Below are 18,746 nucleotides of genomic sequence, written 5' to 3' on the forward strand. Positions count from 1 at the left end.
TCTCTTGAGAAAATGCGTCCCTATTACTGAACAAGAAAACATCCTGTATATCAATACAGGATGTTTGATAAATAAGAAGATATCATTGTTGATTCTTAAACCATCGCTTTATATTTAAATAAATCATGATAAATACTAAAAAGCCCCATATCCCTAATGTATAACGTAAAGGATGAAGCGAGACAAATGCCCCTATAAATGGTAGATTCATTAATATGTCATTTACAATTAATTTTATCCCATTATAACCCAAAACTACTGCTATTATGGATGAAATAATGAGAATTATTGTCTCGTTTGACTTAACTTCCATCTCTTTGTGATTTAGAACATCTTCTCGTATGTTTTTAAATAGTTCTTCGGCTTTAGTAAGTAATGAAGAGGTATTAGTTTTATCTAATATATCGCTATACAGAACTTTTGCTGTTCCTTCATCTTTAAACAAAATTTCCTCGTTATAATCTAATTTTAAGAAATTAAAATCTCTTCTTAATAAATTATAATCTCTGGTAGTCTTAACACTTTTCTCGGACATACTGCTAAGCAATTGGCTAACAAAATGCTTCTTGATAAGGCTTAATTCGTAAAACCTTATAAAATCAAACATTTGTTTTAAAGTAAGGTCTTTGTAAATTTGTAATATTCGGTCATCATAAACTCTCATCTTTTTTAAATGATTTTCCTCTTGCTTAAGGTATTTTTCTATTTGTGTACGATAAATCCTAGAGCCATTACTAATTATTGAAAATGTAGAATTACACATATATACTAACTCTCTACGATTAAAAACTTTGGATTCTTGTAATACTTTATCAATATCATCTGAATGCATCATATCAATAAATTGTTTACCACCATTTTCAAGATGACTCACATATAGCTTTTTATTCTTTTCTATAAATTCTTGATGATTTGCTCTTTTATTCATCTCATAATCACCAAATATCCAGGTGATTTTCCGTTCATAATCATTTTCTTTAAATTCGGTTTTACATAATTCACATAATTGTCGGATGCAATGACGCATAATTTGATCAATCGTTATATTCTTTTGAATATCTTTTTCCCAATAATCATGGGTATTGTAACTCTGTTTTGACTTGTAAAAATGTACCTCCGATATTATTTGCTGTCTAGGTGAATTATCTGATACTGCTATTACTTTGTCGTGTTCAAAAGATAAAGTAACTTGTAGCGTAATAACTCCTTCTTTATATATGTTTGCAATCACATAGGCCTCCGTATAATTATCCCCATCCTTTATTAAAAAAGGAAGCAGTAAAAAACGCTTATAGTTGTTCATTATAAATTCATCTCTTAAATTTGCCTTATCGAGTCTCATCAAATTATCATCCATACTAATTAACTTTTCGTGTGCTACATATTCAAGAGGCTTATATATATGCTTTGCAATATATTCTCCTTCAATTTCGCCGTTGAGTATTTCATATTCAATTATGTAATCGTTAAGTATTCCATATTTATCTTTTATTTTTTCTAACTTTTCTTTATCAGAATCCTTAGAATCTAGAGATATGTACATATGTTTAAAGCCACTCTTTTGTTCTATAGGTCTTCGCGGCGCATAGTGACTATAAAGATTTTGTTTGATTGCTAAATATTTTTCATATCTAGGATTGTTCTTTCTTGTCCCTTTTTGAACATCAACATAAGATACGTATCCTCTAGATTTTTCTATATTTTTTTGTATTAATTCAAATTCTTCTTTCTTAAAATCTATAACACTAAACATGTTTAAAACTTTATAGAACAATACATCAACTCCATCAAAATAATTATTTCAGTTTTAATCATTAATACTAGATCTCCAACTATAATAACATTTATATTTTGGGGTAGCACCATCAAAAAAGACATTGGTTTATATTATAGAAAAGACTTAATAGCATCCATAGAGGATGTTTTTTTCTTTGCTATATAAAATTTATATAATAAATGAGAAATTAACTAAGCAGACAATTGAATACTGTAACTCATCCATGCCTCATACATTGATTCATAACTAAAATATTTAAAACAAACGTTTGTATAATTCTCCTACGCCAAAATTCTTCATCACATAAATAAAAAAATAAGAATACCCCATTTACATATATTCAGGAATTATAATTAGTTATAACGTAAAATTCATTTTCTTATAGTTAATTAATCTTGAATATTATTATACGTTTTTCTGTAAGAACCCTACATTCTACTCTATTTACCTATGCAAACATTTTTATTAATTTATTATGCTATAGATATTGATTTAAAGTGTTTTGTATAAAATGAGTAATTAGTATTTTTAGGAACTTACAGCCCATTGTAATATCTTACCTTCTCAATTAACATAATTTCCAAACATTAAAAGTGTATATATTAATATTTGGTGTATAATAAAATTACCCGTGGTTATAGTGTTTGCTCCGATTCAAATTATGAGATAGTTTGTTTCACCTTTTTTAACATTATCTAAAAAAGGAACTTGTAGTAATCATTACAAGTTCCTTTTGTTATACTCTTTTTGTAGTTTTTGCTCTTATTGCTTTATACCCCATATAGTTTTGATAAAAACAAGTTAATCCATAGTCACATATACAAGCTACCCGAATTTATATCCCACTTAGTTTTGATAAAACATCAAAATTTGGTGGTGCCCTTCCAGCCCATACGTACTATATATCCCATATCGTTCAGATAAAACAATGCGTTTGATATTACTTTGGCCTTCGCTGATTTGTTTATATCCCATATAGTTTAAATAAAACTATTAAATTGATTAAACCATCACTTTCATATTGCTCCTTTATATCCCGCATAGTTTAGATAAAACAATGCACGCGACAAAGACCTTTACTGTGCTATGGTACTTTACATCCCATATAGTCCTGATAAAACTTTTTTATGTTGAAAGCTAAAGTTTATGACATGAACTTTACATCCCACATTGTTCAGATAAAGCTACTCCTGAAACAATCGGTCCAAAATATGCTCCGATTTTTACATCCCACTTAGTTTAGATAAAATTTAGCGCAAGGTATGTTCGGTGCAACAACTCAAATCTTTATATCCCATATCGTTCAGATAAAACTCTAAATGCTCATATAACCGATTTAATAATAAGTTGCTTTATATCCCATAAAGTGCAGATAAAACAAGACCGCGGATAGGTTTCATTGTAGCACATGAAACATTTATATCCCACATTGTTGAAATAAAACACACAAGAACAGCTATCTGATAAAAAACGTATAACGCGGTTTATATCCCACTGTGTTTAAATAAACCGGATGATATTAATGATTACAGCAGTAGAAGCCATGAAAAAGTATAGCATCAAACGTTCTTGATTTTATAAACTTGCTAAACTGTATGAAGAAAAAGTAAAATACTAATTTGTCTTATTAACATTATCTTAAAAGGAACTTGTAGTGATTGCTACAAGTTCCTTTTGTATTACTCTTGTTTCAGTATCTCCCACATTGTTCAGATAAAACCAAAAATTCGTGCTATTGCAGCTAGAATATTGTATTTTATATCCCACATTGTTCAGGTAAAAAAATTCAATCTCACCTTTACAATTTGCATCTCCGCCTTTTATATCCCACATAGTCAATATAAAACACTGAAAACAAAATGCTAGAAATATTTGTTGAACACATTATCTCCCACATTGTTCAGATAAAATACCGCCATCACCTTGTGTAAAATACATAACATCCATTTTTATATCCCATATAGTTCTGATAAAACATATCACAATTTCTAATCTATTTACGGTCAGTGTCAATTTTATATCCCATGTAGTTCTGATAAAATCCCTTGTCAACATAAGTTATATCACCGCAACAATACTTTATATCCCACATTGTTCAGATAAAACCCTCATAGGGTTGACGGTAAACCTCTAAATGACACTTTTATATCCCATATAGTCAAATAAAACCCCATCTATATACAGGTGATACACCTTATGATAGCAACATGTTACCATGGGTATCAATCCATATTTTGCAGCGAATCATCGATCATGTTTTTGAATTCCCTTCAAACATGCTGAAAGACCTTGTCATAGTAAGGTTTTCTACATATTTTATAAAAACGAGGTTCACTGCAAAATTACGGAAGTACTGCATAGTTTTTATCTTTTCTATACATTTATTGAATTCTGATTTTTATATACATTATAATAATTCTATATGGAAGATTAAGGAGGGAAATGATGAGGTTTAAAGTAAACTTTACTTGCAAAGTAATTCCTCTCTCGTATCGTTTTATGTTTGTGAGCTTTATCAAAGAAGCTCTAAAAACATCAAACGCAGTATATGCAGAGAACCTATATATCTTTGAGAATAAACCGAATAAAAAAAGCAAGAATTTTACGTTTTCTGTTTATCTTAAAGACTATATTTTAGAAAATGATGAATTCCTCCTTCAGAACGGATTGGACTGGATTATTAGTTCACCTGATCCTGAATTCATTTCTTACTTAGTAGATGGTTTAAACGAAATTAAAGAATTTCAGTACAAAGGATACAAACTACAGAAAAAGAACATATCTATACTACCGGAAGTTAAAGTGAAAAGCGATACGGTAGTATTCCGCACCCTTTCTCCTATTTTTATTAAAGACCGAGCTGGGAAACCTCTTGCTCCAACAGAAGAAGGTTATGAAGAGAGTTTCAATTATATTTGTAATATGACTTTACTTAATTATCATGGAGAAGGCTTGAAAAGACCTTTGCAATTTATACCTATGAATTTAACAAAACAAGTTGTAAAAGAAAAATTTGATAATACCCCTAATCACCAGCACTTTGAAGCTTATAAAGGTACATTCTTGTTAAAAGGAGATCAAAAGGACTTAGAAATCCTTCGTCAAATTGGTACATCCTTCAAAAAATCACAAGGGTACGGCTGCTTGTCCGTGGAGTACCAATGATTCGATTATATTTAGAAGATTGGGCTACGAACACTGGTATTTTGGGGTTTTATCGTATTTTAGAGCATGCTAAAACAGATTTATTTGAAGTCGAAGAGACATATATAGACTTTGATCCAAAATTACTTCAAGACTTTCCCGAATGGTTTTTCAATTATGCTTTTGATATGTTTTCTGTTACTAATGAAAAAGAAAATAAGATTAATACTTATTTGACATACGCTACATCCAATTTCAAACGCTTTAAAGACTTTATCTTTGCTGATATTAAAGGTACAGAAAATAAGTTAAGTAAACGTTTGCCAATTGAAGGTGGAACCCTAAAAGAACTGTTCAACAGAAAAAAAGATGTATCAACCATTGAAGAATTAAAGACAATCACAAAAGGTTATCTGAAGTTGTTAAAGCAAGAACAAGTAAATGAAGTACTAACATTAAATATGATTCGGTTTCGTCTAGGAGAATTACATGGTCAAACAAGTTTTTTACAAAGATCACGCAGTACCCTGAATCGCTCAGAACATGAAGAATTTCTTGCAAAAGACTTTGTTCAACCTATTTTACTAGAACAAGAGGTTCTTGCTGTTCTTCAGTCTTCTAACAGCCCTAACGAAGAAATAGAAGACTTAAACAAAATGATACAACAATCTAATGATGAAGATATTAAAAAGTTAGGGAAACAAACAATCACGAAACTGAAGAAGGATGAATTACTGTATTGTCCTGTTATTGAGGGACAATTTGCTCTTACAGATTACACTGAAGCGGTATTTCTCCCAAATGCAGTCAGTTTAGCAAATGCAACGAATTACACGTGGAATAATCAAAAAACGTTTCCTATATCCAATCTGTACCGGTTGATTATGTTTTGTTCTGTTTTTGGACTTTACAAAGATGGGGAAACCTATTCATTCATTCAAACAGACGAAGATTTCGATGCGCTAGCAGAAGTAAATGATTTATTTGTTACCAATAAAAAGCAAAACAATCCTTTTGAAGTGTTTTTATACGACACATTAAAAGAAGCTAAAGATAAAGCAAAGTGGATCTCTAAAAATATGCTAATTGTTGAATTCCAAAATAGTGGAAAAAAGACGACCCTTACACAGAATTTTTTATCAGAACATGCCATTCAATACCTTCAAGAGCGTGGAGGAAGAGAGATCGATCATATTAAATATCCACAGTTTCGGAACGTAATCCTACGTAAATTATTAAATGGAGAGCATTTTTTTCGTGATATCACTATTCAATTGAGGAAAAACGTAGATAACAATTATTCCAGTTATGATACGTATGCGGCCACTTTGGCTATGTTTCATTTAAATAGGATAAAGGAGTGTTATGGCATGTCTAACGAAACACGAGAAGCGCAATATGAATCTATGCAAAAGAGAATCCATTATGCGCTAATGGATGGACGCGAAGTACGTAGAAGGCTTACTGAACGTAGAATGGAGAATAAGATTCCAGGCATTACTTACCGTCTGTTAAATGCCTTAACTACCAATAACCGTCAACAATTCTTTGAAACATTATTCCGCACCTTTTTATTAGTGGAAAAGAACACTTCTATGTATGTGGATGCTACAAGGGAACATAGTAGTGAATTTGAAGGTATTGCAAGTGCTTTACTATCCGGATTAAATGACAAACCCTATAAAAAAGAAGGGGAGGAAACAAACTAATGACTGGATTAACATTAACAATCGTGTTTCAAGGAGATTCATTAAATTATGGAGAAGGGATCGGTAACGTCTCAGAATTAAAGAAGTTTAATCGTGGAAATGGAGATATTCATACATTTGCTTCACGACAAGCTATTCGATACGATATGGTTCGTTTAGGCGCTGAACGTTATGCTTGGAACTTAGATACAGTTGGCCGTGACAAAGGGGAAGGGGAAGGAAAAAACAAAAGCGTAGTTCAATATTCTCCTAGTGCTACTATTCAGGAATCAGAAGAAATGGATTTATTCGGTTACATGAAAACTGTAAAAGGTGATATGGGGAACAAACGTCCAGCTAGCGTTCGTTTGTCTCATGCTGTTTCTCTTGAACCATACCGAGGAGACTTAGAATTTTTAACAAATTTAGGACATGCTTCACGTATCAAAGAAAACCCAAATATTGCAACATCTGAGAGGCATACGAGTTTGTATTCTTATACCATTACTATTGATTTAGATAAAATTGGTGTAGATGGAGAAATTGAATTACCACCTGAAGAAAAGGCAAGACGAATCAAAGAATTCTTAGAAATTGTATTTTCCTTAAATCGTAATATCCGAGGGCGACAAGAGGATTTATCCCCTTTGTTTGTAATTGGTGGTCTATATGCTATTAATCAACCCTATTTCTTAGGTCGTACACAATTAGTTTCGGCAAAACGTGAATACCGTTTAGACTCTATTATGCTACAAGAAATTTTAGAGCGCCGCAGTATAAGTCATACTGTACAAGAACAAACGCATGTTGGTCTGTTATCTGGTGTTTTCGCGAATGAAGAGGAGCTACGAAACCTTGTTTCAAGCGACTCAACCCATACAATTCAAGGTATGCTCGATTATCTATTGCAACAAGTGGAGAATTATTATGTCGGCTAGTGCAGCATTACAAGTAAAGTTGTACCAACAAACCGCTTGTTATAAGAAACCAATGGCACAAAAAGCAAAGGAAACTTATCCTCTCCCACCATACAGTACGGTAAAGGGGTTCTTACATTATGTATTAGGTGCAAATGAATTAATTCCAATGGAAATTAGCATCCAAGGTACTCATGAGGGAAAGCTGTTTGATTTGCAAACACACCATTTTTACAAGTCAAAAGAAGTTACAACAATGCCCATGCATGTTCATATGCTAAAAGAAATCTCCCTTATTTTCCATGTACGTGCCGCACAAGATGTAATGGAACAATTACAAATAGCATTAGAAAATATCAATGAAGCACCAAGCCTTGGCCGACGTGAAGATTTAGCAGTCATTGAAAACGTGAAATTGGTAACGTTGAACGAAAGGCATACAAAAGAAATTATCAAACTCAAAAATGATTTTTATATACCACGTCATTGCATTGTTGATCGCCTTGATTATATGAATTATAAAGGGGTTTCCTATCGTTTAAATACGGTATATCAAGTGAAACAAGGAATTCGTACTTGGGAGACGGTTCAAACGCAGTTATTCCGTAAAGGAGAAGGATTAAATTCACCAAAGTATTTGGAAGATGAAGATGGTTATTTTGTATTTTTCCATGCCTTATAAGTAGGCATGGATTTTTTTAAGGAGGGAAACATGGAGGATTACATTTATGCAAAGTGGGACCAGCAAACAGGAGAATTTGAAACACTACAAGAACACACAGGACGGGTATTAGAAAATTTATCTCTACTAAAACACTCGTATGAATCCCTGTTTTCAGAAGAGATTTGGCAACTTGCACATGTAGCTGCCCAATACCATGATGCGGGAAAGATTTATGAGGGATTCCAACAAATTATTAAACTTAATATGGGATTATCTCCTTTAACAAAGCAAGAAATAGAAAAAAAGTATCCTAATGTTCCTCATGCTTTTATTTCCTTGCTTTGTGTTCCATTTTTAGAATTACATTATTCCAAAAGTACAGAACGGGTTGTGAAAGAGGCAATTGCACATCATCATGTACGAAACGTAATGTTTGATGCTCAAATACTAAATACAGTTTTACCAGATTTAAAAGGGAAAATAGACCGTTTGGAGCAAGAATTGTGCTGTTCTATTAATAAAGATCTTGATACTACAACTATAGGTTGGAAGCCAATTAAGAAAAAAGATAAAGAATATCCTCTTCTTGTGCTTGTAAAGGGACTTTTAAATCGTGTAGATCATGCGGCTTCTGCAGGAGAACTTGTGGAATATCATGCGGACAATGGAATTGGGACTTATGTCGATAAATTCCTAAAAAAGAATGGCCATAAACCACTCAATCTACAACTCTTTTCTTACGAGAATCGAAACAAGAATATTGTGGCTGTCGCACAAACTGGTATGGGAAAAACAGAAGCTTCTTTATTTTGGATTGATGAAGCTAAAGGTTTTATTACACTCCCTATCCGTGTAAGTTTAAATGCCTTGTATGAGCGTGTAACAAATGGAATGAGATATGTAGATGAAGAGGGGCAAGCAATTGCTGGGTTGCTACACAGTGGTAGTGTGGATTTTCTACAAACATTAAACAATGATCACAAAACCAATGAGCTTATCTATGAACAGTCTCGTTTATTGAGTAAAAAATTAACATTTAGCACAATTGATCAAATTTTGAAGTTTCCATTTTTATTTCGAGGATATGAGAAATACTTGGCCACAATGGCGTACTCTAAGATAGTTTTAGATGAAATACAAGGTTATTCTCCGAAAATCTTAGCTGTTTTACTCAAAGCATTGGAAATGATATACCAGATAGGCGGGAAGTTTATGATTATGACCGCTACACTTCCTACTGTTTTTATGGAAACAATGGAGAAACGAGGCAAAATCAAGGTAAGTGATTTTGTAAAAAAGGAATTCTATAATGACTTAATTCGTCACCGCATATCTGTACGCAAAACAATCATTGACGAAGATTTAGAACATATTCGTGAAGCTGGACGAAATAAACGTGTATTGATTATTGCTAATACCGTAAAAGAGGCAAAACGCATATATGCGTTGTTTAATAATGAAAATATAAGGCTGTTACACACACAATTTATTCAAAAGGATCGCGTCGTATTAGAAGAGGAAATTAAGAACTTCGCACCAAATGATAAAAACCGAGAAGAACAAAGTGGAATTTGGATTGCCACACAGCTTGTAGAAGCTTCATTAGATATTGATTTTGATTTGTTATTTACTGAAATCTCTACATTAGATAGCTTATTTCAGCGTTTAGGTCGTTGTTATCGTGGAAGATCCTATGAAGGTATAGAACCAAATGTCTTTGTTTATACAGAAGCACAAGGGATCGGTTTCGTTTACGATGAGGATATTGTTCATAACAGTTTAAAACTATTAGAGTCTTTTAACGGACAAAAACTACGTGAGAAAACAAAAATGGAGCTCGTCGAAACATTATATAAAACAGAAAATCTAAGTAAAAAATACTTAGATGAATTCTATCAAGCTTTAAAGGTGCTGGATACACTTCCCCTAAACGATATGGGAAATACAGAAGCACAAAGGTTGCTGCGTGATATTGATAATTATCAAGTTATTCCCTGGTCCATATATGTAGAGAATCGTGAGCTATTTACTACATTTAAACAGGAAAAAGATTCAAAACAGCGAAAAGTATTACGAATGCAAATCGAAAAGCTTACAACCTCTATTTCTAGAAAACAGGTTCAACGATATGGAATTGAAATAAAGGAAATTGATATTCCCGGACTTCAATACATACACACTTTAAATTGTAAGTATGACTTTGATAAAGAAAAGATAACGGGAATAGGAATTGTACTTCCGTAATTTTCAGTGAACCTCGTTTTTATAAAACATGATCGATGATTCGCTGCAAAATGTTAGTTGCTACATATGTTAAAATATTGCTAACATAATGTGTATCATCCGTATATAGAGAAGGTTTTATCTACACTATGTGGGATATAAAGGATACAATATAAGGTGTAAAGCCATTGTTCAAGTTGAGTTTTATCTGAACTATGCGAGATTTAAAGTTTGCTGATTTTGGTATATTTTCAGCACCGGCACAGGTTTTATTAAAACTTAGTGGGATTTAAAGGCATTAAACATTATGTTATTACCCATATAAATGCCAAGTATTATCTGAACCATGTGGGATTTAAAATTGTGAAAAATATAAAACGCATACGCTCCATTCATATCGTTTTATCTGAACTATGTATGATGTAAACTCTTTCCAGCCTACATGTACATGGTCATAGTGTCCTGTTTTATCTGAACCGTATGGGATATAAAACATCATAACAGAACTTTAAAGAAAAAAGACGATTCATTTTTATCTAAACCATGTGGGATTTAAAGGCTATTCTTTGATGTCTCACAAGCTGGATAAAGTGGTTTTATGTGAACGGTGCGGGATTTAAAGGCAAAGGCTTTATCATTCACATCAACAGATTTAGAGGTTTTATCTGAACTATGTGAGATATAAAGACTCCACGCGCTAACCCACCTTTGTAAGCAAGGTAGCTTTTTATCTGGACTATACGGGATATAAAATTATCATTGATCATAATATCTTTTCCCTTGTGGTTTTATCTGAACTGTATGGGATATAAAGTAGAAAATTGCCCATTCAATAGATTTAGCAATTACAAAGTTTTATCTAAACGTAGTGGGATATAAAGTAGCGTTCGTATGCTATATTGGCAAATCGATAGATTGTTTTATCTGAACTGTGTGGGATATAAACTACACCCAGCGTTTTAACTCTTGCTTGCTTCGATCTGGTTTATTTAAACGTAGTGGGATATAAAAGTTTATAATGAAACCATAGAAATAGAGTCTTAATTAAAAAGGGCTCTATTTCTATGGTTCCTACCTTCAAATTTTTTATCTTTCATTAGATCAATTTCACATTCAAGTTCTTTGGTTTTTATATTTAAAAAGTCCATTGTCATTGCAAGAACTTTTCCATCTCTCTCTCTTAGAACCCCATAAACGAACAGCTCTATTGATCTTACTATCTTCATATGTGATTTGAACTGTTCTTAATTCCTCTCCATCCACAAATTCACGATGTACCCAACATTCTTGAAATTTTAAATTCTCATCAGATTTATGCATGTTATAATTAAAAGTTGCTTCTTCTAGTCCTGTAAAGCCCAAACCTTTTTTCTATAAAGCAATATACTCAAAGTCCCAAAACTTTCTAAAATGATAGATAAGCTCTTTTTGACAAGACAAAATAACCCCTAAAAAAAAGCGTTATTCTTTCTGAGAAATCATAAGAAAGGATGGCGTTTTTTACTTTTTAGGAATACATTCTTTTTGCTCGATGGTGATGTGGTGTTATTGCAATATAAAACACTGCACAAAAGAAGATTAAAATGTATTTAAATATCTTGTTCATATTGGTACCGTCCTAAAAGGAACTAATTTGGATTTTAATATTGTATGTAAAAAGGGTGCGTTTATACAAGAGAAAGGTAGCTAGCAAAAGTAAACTAAAATCTTTACATGAATAAAAGAAGCCCCGTTTATCAACGGGGCTTCTAAGGGTAAATGTCAAGTAATGACGTACTCGACTAATTAACCATATCATGAATCTTTTGGTAGAAAACCTGGTAAATTCGTCCAAATGGGTAATGAAATGATTTGAAATTAAAAATATAAACCTTTGCCCACGGGCTGAACAGTTTCAAGCACAGTATCAACCATTTCTTCATTAATTAGGGTTCTTATAATCCAAGCTGAGAGATTTTGTGCAGCAAAGCAACCTGCAGCAGTCGAAATATTGCCTTCGTTTACGAAACTTTGTTCAATAACGTCTACATCAAATTCTTTAAGTTGTTTTACTACGGATGGATATGTAGTTGCTTTTTTGCCAGTTAATAATTTCTTAGCTCCTAGTAGTAGTGAACCAGAACACATAGAGCCTATTAATTGTTTTTGAGGATCTACATGAATGTTATTAAGATATTGTTGATTTTTATATAAATTTTGTACATCCTTACCACTTGCAAATATTACAGCGTCAGCAGAAGGGATATCGGATATGCTTCCTGTCATGGGTATACGTAAACCAGACATAGATACATGAGTTTTTTCTGTTCCTAATAGTTGGACCTCCCAATCAGAAACACCACCAACTAGACGTACACGATTTAATAAATCCCATGGTAAAAAAACATCTATATCAGTGAAATTATCGAAACAAACTATTGAAATTTTCATTTTCTAACCCTCCGCAATTTAAATATTTAAAATATTTAAATTATAACACTTTCAAGTATGGTTAGTGAGGTTTAAATTTTTTCACTAACTATAGTAGATAGGAAAAAGTGTATTGGATTGTAGAGAAACATCACAAAAAATTCATTTTGTATTAAGTTGGAACATAAAAAAGCACTTAGTAAAGCGCTCTCGTGACGGGACAAATTTTATAACGACTATTTTATAAAGACAGGAACTCAGGATATTAATATGTGAGTCAGTTAATTAAGTATCTTGTACAAATAAAGAGCAGCTAGCAAAAGCTAACTGCTCATATAAGGAAATCGGAGAAAGATAACCATGTGTCTACATCATTGCCAGAATATTTATTTTTATTCATAAAGAACTACGATTAACTTAATGCATAGCCCACAATCAAATATACATGTTGTCTTTTTTCTAATCCTCTCACGTAACAAAATGCATTTTTAAATTACTAAATAATTAATGGTACCTTTTGAAATATTTTTTGTTTCATTTCATTAGAAACAAGTCCGACTACATAAATAGAATATGTGTTATAATATCTATTGAACATATGAATAGGATAACAACTACCTGCTGTTGGCAAGTAGCAATTTATCTAATGAAAAAGATCACTTGTTTCCAAGACAAGTGATCTTTTTGTATACATTCCCTATACTATTTTTGAAATCGAATAGATATTTTAATCTGTGTAATTACAATAGACTTGATTAAATTTAAAACTGCAAAAAGCATAATATCGTTCATATTTGTAGTAAGAAATATATGAAAAACACCTTATTTGCATTAAGGTGTTTTTGACGTATTAATATTTCTCATATACTGAGGCAACTTTTAGAGCTTTAGATAGTTTTTTTGTTTTTAAGATTATTTGATTTTTTATAGGCATAACATAGAATGTTGGTTCTATTGTTCCTTTATCCTTATTGAAAGGAGCGGTTATTAAGTAATTACCACTACTGCTAATTACAATTTGGTCTTGATTGTTTTGATTGAAGATTAAATATCTCCTTTGTCTTTCAGCAGATTCTGCACCTAATCTAAAAGAAATGAACCCTAACACCAAAATAAAAACTATAATTGCAATTGTTTTAAATGGTTTAAATGGTGATAAAATCACCTGTATATATTTTTGTACAATGGGAGGAAGATAATAATATGCCAATGTAAATACATAAATAATACACCAGATTGATATGTACCAGTTACTATATATATCTATTATAAAGACCCACCCTATTAGAGGACTGATAAAGAATAAAATCATCAATGATAGAATTATTTTACTTTTAACTCCTTTCCGCTTTAACAGTAATTCTGGTATAAGGAAAACATATCTTGCAAAAATATAAATAGCTAAAGTAGTTGCTAACCAAGGAAATATTTCCAAAAAATATCGAGTTAAATCACTTGTATCTATTTTTAATAAAGAATAATCGATTAAATCATAATAACTATGGTATCCATATTTAAATAAAGCAGCATAAGCGTAGGCTAAAGCTGTAAATACTAGCACTATAATAGCAGCTTGATTAAATGTGGTAAGAATCATATTGCTTTCTTTTGAGTTAGTATTTTCAGTTGATACAGAAGAAGTGTTTGAATTTCCTTGGTTACAGCTTTGAACATTTTGTGTTTTTGAAGAACGTTTCTTTTTTGCCAAGATATGACCTCCTATAAAAATTTAAAATATTTATATCAATATATTAATCTAATTAGATTAAATGGTCAAAATAAAGAATGCAAATGTTACTTTGATATAGTGATAGATAAGCTCTATTAGACTTTGTAGCTTTGAAAAAAGATTTGATTAAATATAGTCTACAAATCCTTGTTCTCTGGTACATAAAATGAATGCATTTTGAAAAAGAAGATTGTTTAAAACTTATATAGAATTCTTTAGTCGAAAAGGACTAAAAAGAAAAAACTAATTTGTTAGACAAACCGTTTTTTCTTTTTATACTTTTTTCTATTTGGTAAGCTAGGAGGATTCTTCATTGTGTCAACAGCATGCATGAGCGTGAGATATGGATGTTTTAAGATCATTCTCGGTCCGCTTTTTTTCATAACTTCCTTAACTAAACCTTTCATATCTGGTTTATAACAATGAATTTTGCAATTTTGACATGCTGGTTTCTTTTCTTGAAATGGACATTTTGATAAACGAAAATAAGCATAATCTTTTAATTTTTGACATTCTTCACATACAGTATTTTGTTTATGTTCGTTTTTACAATACATATCAATCATAATGCTAATTGTTTTCTCTTCACGTTCAATTCGATTCATAAATTGGTGCCTCCTATTTTAAAGTCTCTGTGCTTTAATTGTAAAACTTTTTAGAGAGTTTACTTGAATTTTTAATGACAGTTTTTCTAATGTTTAAGTCTTTCCTAAGACTTAAATATGGTTCCTTCTTTTTCTTGTGAGCTTCAGGTACCTAAACGACTCGAACTGCAAGAGTTCACTTGATTTTTCCACGTTATTAATTGATTCTATTGGAAGGTGGGGAGTATTTGAAGTTTACTGCTATATCAAATAATTTAGTCTTAGAGCACGGAATCAGCGTTTTGTTTTAGGACCACTATACAATTTTTAAATTAATGAATATGTGGTAGTACCGCTTTTTATAAAATTGGATTTTTAGCGGAATGAATGTTAAGTTAACTTTACATTTTGTTAATTATGGTATACATTGAGGGTAAGAGGTGGTGAACTTGACTATTTTTAACAAAGTAAAGGAAATTAGAGCTCGTTTTAATTTCACACAAAGTGTATTAGCTGAAAAAGTTGGAGTGACGAGGCAAACGATCGCAGCAATTGAAAAAGGGGATTACGTCCCTTCATTATTACTAGCATTGTCAATTTGTGATGTGTTTGATTTGAAGATGGAAGAAGTGTTTGTATTAAATAAGGAGGAAGAAGAGGATGAATAGATTGATGATTTCTTATGTGATTAATGTACTTATTATGGCATTAGCATGTTGGGTATTCATAGAACTTTATTACAGCATTATAGAACTTGCCAATATTATTGAAGCTAAGAAAGTAGCCTTTGAAGTATCATTAAATATTACACCAGTCTTATTCTTATTAGTTATAGGTATTGTAATAACAATTTTTTATAAAATACAGCGGAAGAAATATAACGCCCTTTCATATCTGATGTATCCACTATTGTTTCCCCTAGAAGACGAACGTGAAAAGTTAATTACTGAAAGAGCTTGTCGTACAGCATTTGTTTCAGTATGGTATGTGTTAATCATCGCAATTGGATTTTTAGTGCTTTCTCCTATTTTTAATATGTATATTCCAGGATATCCCTTATACATTGTATTTAGTGTTTTCTTTATTCAAATGACAGTTTTTTATTTATCTTTATACCGAAATAAAATAATGTAAAGTGAGACCCTCTTGTAAAAGCAAGAGGGTTCCTTTATATGCATGATTTATAGTGATTCCCTTAATAATTTTCTATTTTCTAACATATCATTTAATAGAATCTGTCCCATCATCATTGCAAAGTTATCCCTGGTCTTTGTATAGTAGTCATTAAGTTTTAACAGATAGTCTTTCCTGGGGACATAGGTGATTACAAGTCCACGGTTTATTTTTTTAGGAAAAGGAATATATATATATTCTTAACATCCTGGTTTGTAGTGTTAGAATTTTTAAATACTAAATCATTTAGATTACTAAAAAATACTTTTCCATTAGAGATAGGTTGAATTTTTTTAGCTATGTGAACACCATTATTATTTTTAATTGAATCTATTCCCCATATAATTACACCACCAGAAACATGAGAAAAAAACAATATAGCTTTTTCGTAATTCTTTTTATCATCTATTGAAAGGGTACTAGTTGTACAATTTTTTTTGCATTGAAATGTAAGGAATATATTCTCTTCTTGCTGTGCAATGATCATTTTTTGAATGTATGAAAATCCTTCTTGTTCAAACTTTATAAAAATTTTCTTCGCATTCACTAAATTAAATATTATCCTTTTCTATTTGTAATAAAATATTTAAAAGAGTAATTCAAAACAAGTAAATTTGTATATAAAATATATTTTTTAAAATTCTAATGCATTTGATTTGTTTTTGATTGTATTAATATCCTGGCCTTGCTGGGAGAGCTGAGCGCATTCATGAAAAGCAAAATGCTTACACCCTTCACATTTTGCTGTATTCAAATGTCTTAAAGCACAGTTAATTGCGTCTCCTGTATGATCAAAAAAATTCTCTTTTCCAATCTCAGCGTATAATCCATTTTTAGTTAGTGTTGTTTTCAACTCTGATTGTGTCCCCGAAATAAGAAGTACGCCACCTTGGTTTTTAAAATGTTGAACAATATTTCTAAAGTAGGATTCGCCTGTTGTATCAATAAAAGGAACCTTGCCCATACGTAATATTAATATTTTAGGGTTATAATGAATCGTTGCTAAAATGTTTTGTTCAAAAGTTTGTGCAGCTCCAAAAAATAATGGGCCTTCTATTGTATAAATACTAATTTGCGGACAATCATGAGCTTTATTTACCACATGCGGTAATAATTTTTCATTCTTTGTTGTATGATCAGGAAGAACTTTTGACATGACAAGCATATTACTCATACGTTTTGTAAATAAAATAATAGCTAAAATAAGACCGATTTCCACAGCTGTTGTCAAACTGGTAAATACAGTGAGGAAAAAAGTTACCAATAATACAAGAGAATCCCCTGTCTTCATTTTAAGTATATGAGCAAAATGCTTTTGCTCACTCATGTTCCAAGCTACAACCATTAAAATAGGAGCCATGGTAGCAAGTGGGATGTGCGAAGCGTATGGAGCTAGCAGTAGAAGTGTAAATAACACAAAAAATCCGTGAATCACACCGGACATGGGTGAAACAGCTCCACTTTTAATATTAGTTGCTGTGCGCGCAATAGCTCCAGTTGCCGGAATTCCTCCAAATAACGGAGTAACAATATTAGCAATTCCTTGACCAATAAGCTCTTTATTACTGTTATGTTTACTATTTGTCATACCATCTGCAACAACAGCAGATAAAAGAGACTCAATGCCCCCCAACATAGCAATAACAAATGCAGGGCCAATTAAATGTTGGATACGTTCTACTGTAATCTCAGGTATATTGAATTGCGGTAGTGCATTTGGAATCGTACCATATGCTGTACCAATAGTAGGCACATGACCTGAGAAAAATATAGTTGCAATTACAGTTGAAATCACAATACCTACTAATGAACCGGGTAGTTTTGGCAAAATTTTGGGTGTTATGAGTATAATAAAAAAGCAAATCAGAGCAGTCACTACACTATAAAAATTAGTGGTACCGATATGAGTACTGATTTCTTTCAAGTTTGCTATAAAAGCCTCATGTTTTTTTATGCCTGTTAAACCTAAAAAACTAGCAATTTGCCCAGTGAATATAATAACAGCAATACCTGACGTAAAACCAATTGTTACAGGACGTGGGATGAACTTAATCAGCGAACCTAATTTGAAAATTCCCATAAGGCATAAGATAATTCCAGCAAGTAAACCAGCAAGTAGTAAATCTTCATACCCATAAGTAATGACAATTCCTAAAAGTATGGGAACAAAAGCACCTGTAGGTCCTCCAATTTGATACCTTGAACCACCAAATAGAGAAATAAGTATTCCTGCAATACATGTTGTATATATTCCATACTCTGGTTTTACACCAGAAGCTATAGCAAAAGACATAGCAAGAGGAATCGCAACAACTCCAACAATCAGTCCTGAAAGAAGATCTTTTTGAAAATGCCCTAATGAATATCCTTTAAACCTTCCCGTAAATAAACCTCTCATTACAAACCCTTCTTTTCTATTTTTAATAAACCCGGATTAC

12 protein-coding genes and 2 pseudogenes are annotated in these 18,746 nt (G+C 31.7%); 7 read left to right on the plus strand and 7 right to left on the minus strand.

The features are described from left to right. Positions 1 to 82: 82 nt before the first annotated feature. Complete coding sequence (locus ACTFRY_RS24805; protein ID WP_137075133.1) at positions 83 to 1,774, minus strand: hypothetical protein; 1,692 nt, start codon at positions 1,772 to 1,774, stop codon at positions 83 to 85. Positions 1,775 to 4,222: 2,448 nt separating this feature from the next. Here ACTFRY_RS24805 and cas6 point away from each other — a divergent pair. From cas6 to ACTFRY_RS24830, 5 genes are read left to right on the plus strand one after another with little or no spacing between them, the layout of a single operon-like run. Further along, complete coding sequence (gene cas6, locus ACTFRY_RS24810; protein ID WP_098617350.1) at positions 4,223 to 4,942, plus strand: CRISPR-associated endoribonuclease Cas6; 720 nt, start codon at positions 4,223 to 4,225, stop codon at positions 4,940 to 4,942. Continuing rightward, positions 4,939 to 6,630, plus strand: coding sequence for a type I-B CRISPR-associated protein Cas8b1/Cst1 (cas8a1, locus tag ACTFRY_RS24815; protein ID WP_098617349.1), 1,692 nt, complete (start codon positions 4,939 to 4,941; stop codon positions 6,628 to 6,630). The genes cas6 and cas8a1 overlap by 4 nt, the downstream gene beginning before the upstream one ends. Continuing rightward, positions 6,630 to 7,547, plus strand: a complete 918-nt coding sequence (gene cas7i / locus ACTFRY_RS24820) for a type I-B CRISPR-associated protein Cas7/Cst2/DevR (RefSeq protein WP_098617348.1) — start codon at positions 6,630 to 6,632, stop codon at positions 7,545 to 7,547. The genes cas8a1 and cas7i overlap by 1 nt, the downstream gene beginning before the upstream one ends. Next, positions 7,537 to 8,208 (plus strand): type I-B CRISPR-associated protein Cas5b, encoded by a 672-nt coding sequence (gene cas5b / locus ACTFRY_RS24825; protein ID WP_098617347.1) that lies wholly within the window; start codon positions 7,537 to 7,539, stop codon positions 8,206 to 8,208. Before cas7i ends, cas5b begins: the two co-directional genes overlap by 11 nt. 30 nt (positions 8,209 to 8,238) lie before the next feature. Then, positions 8,239 to 10,434, plus strand: a complete 2,196-nt coding sequence (locus ACTFRY_RS24830) for a CRISPR-associated helicase/endonuclease Cas3 (protein ID WP_098617346.1) — start codon at positions 8,239 to 8,241, stop codon at positions 10,432 to 10,434. Positions 10,435 to 11,453: 1,019 nt separating this feature from the next. On the opposite strand, the pseudogene ACTFRY_RS24835 reads toward ACTFRY_RS24830, so the two are convergent. The 4 genes and pseudogenes from ACTFRY_RS24835 to ACTFRY_RS24850 all read right to left on the minus strand — a co-directional run bounded on the left by ACTFRY_RS24835 (position 11,454) and on the right by ACTFRY_RS24850 (position 15,156). Beyond that, a pseudogene (locus ACTFRY_RS24835) lies at positions 11,454 to 11,853 on the minus strand (hypothetical protein). A gap of 417 nt (positions 11,854 to 12,270) precedes the next feature. Next, positions 12,271 to 12,843: a DJ-1/PfpI family protein gene (locus ACTFRY_RS24840; RefSeq protein WP_086423973.1), complete on the minus strand. Its 573-nt coding sequence runs from the start codon at positions 12,841 to 12,843 to the stop codon at positions 12,271 to 12,273. An 829-nt stretch (positions 12,844 to 13,672) separates the two neighbouring features. Then, the gene (locus ACTFRY_RS24845; RefSeq protein WP_086423972.1) at positions 13,673 to 14,530 is read right to left on the minus strand and encodes a hypothetical protein; all 858 of its coding nucleotides are present in this window, start codon (positions 14,528 to 14,530) and stop codon (positions 13,673 to 13,675) included. Positions 14,531 to 14,802: 272 nt separating this feature from the next. Further along, positions 14,803 to 15,156 (minus strand): nitrous oxide-stimulated promoter family protein, encoded by a 354-nt coding sequence (locus tag ACTFRY_RS24850; protein WP_025966372.1) that lies wholly within the window; start codon positions 15,154 to 15,156, stop codon positions 14,803 to 14,805. A 428-nt stretch (positions 15,157 to 15,584) separates the two neighbouring features. Between ACTFRY_RS24850 and ACTFRY_RS24855 the strand changes: the two genes are divergently transcribed. Further along, a complete protein-coding gene (locus tag ACTFRY_RS24855) occupies positions 15,585 to 15,803 on the plus strand; it encodes a helix-turn-helix transcriptional regulator (protein ID WP_000151822.1) in 219 nt (72 codons plus the stop codon). Further along, entirely contained in the window at positions 15,796 to 16,269 is a 474-nt protein-coding gene (locus ACTFRY_RS24860) for a DUF2178 domain-containing protein (protein WP_065229953.1), read from the plus strand. Before ACTFRY_RS24855 ends, ACTFRY_RS24860 begins: the two co-directional genes overlap by 8 nt. Positions 16,270 to 16,316: 47 nt before the next feature. Here ACTFRY_RS24860 and ACTFRY_RS24865 read toward each other — a convergent pair. Both ACTFRY_RS24865 and ACTFRY_RS24870 read right to left on the minus strand, forming a co-directional pair. Next, positions 16,317 to 16,795: pseudogene (locus ACTFRY_RS24865) on the minus strand (hypothetical protein). A gap of 147 nt (positions 16,796 to 16,942) precedes the next feature. Continuing rightward, positions 16,943 to 18,706, minus strand: a complete 1,764-nt coding sequence (locus ACTFRY_RS24870; RefSeq protein WP_137074455.1) for a SulP family inorganic anion transporter — start codon at positions 18,704 to 18,706, stop codon at positions 16,943 to 16,945. Between the last annotated feature and the right edge of the window lie 40 nt (positions 18,707 to 18,746).

It is taken from the genome of Bacillus cereus group sp. MYBK195-1 (assembly GCF_051916605.1).
GTDB classification, from domain to species: domain Bacteria; phylum Bacillota; class Bacilli; order Bacillales; family Bacillaceae_G; genus Bacillus_A; species Bacillus_A cereus.

Excerpts from the sequence above, each read along its gene's own strand:
- cas6 (WP_098617350.1), top strand. The coding sequence starts at position 4,223 with ATGAGGTTTAAAGTAAACTTTACTTGCAAAGTAATTCCTCTCTCGTAT.
- cas8a1 (WP_098617349.1), top strand. The coding sequence starts at position 4,939 with ATGATTCGATTATATTTAGAAGATTGGGCTACGAACACTGGTATTTTG.
- cas7i (WP_098617348.1), top strand. The coding sequence starts at position 6,630 with ATGACTGGATTAACATTAACAATCGTGTTTCAAGGAGATTCATTAAAT.
- cas5b (WP_098617347.1), top strand. The coding sequence starts at position 7,537 with ATGTCGGCTAGTGCAGCATTACAAGTAAAGTTGTACCAACAAACCGCT.
- ACTFRY_RS24830 (WP_098617346.1), top strand. The coding sequence starts at position 8,239 with ATGGAGGATTACATTTATGCAAAGTGGGACCAGCAAACAGGAGAATTT.
- ACTFRY_RS24840 (WP_086423973.1), bottom strand. The coding sequence starts at position 12,843 with ATGAAAATTTCAATAGTTTGTTTCGATAATTTCACTGATATAGATGTT.
- ACTFRY_RS24850 (WP_025966372.1), bottom strand. The coding sequence starts at position 15,156 with ATGAATCGAATTGAACGTGAAGAGAAAACAATTAGCATTATGATTGAT.
- ACTFRY_RS24860 (WP_065229953.1), top strand. The coding sequence starts at position 15,796 with ATGAATAGATTGATGATTTCTTATGTGATTAATGTACTTATTATGGCA.
- ACTFRY_RS24870 (WP_137074455.1), bottom strand. The coding sequence starts at position 18,706 with ATGAGAGGTTTATTTACGGGAAGGTTTAAAGGATATTCATTAGGGCAT.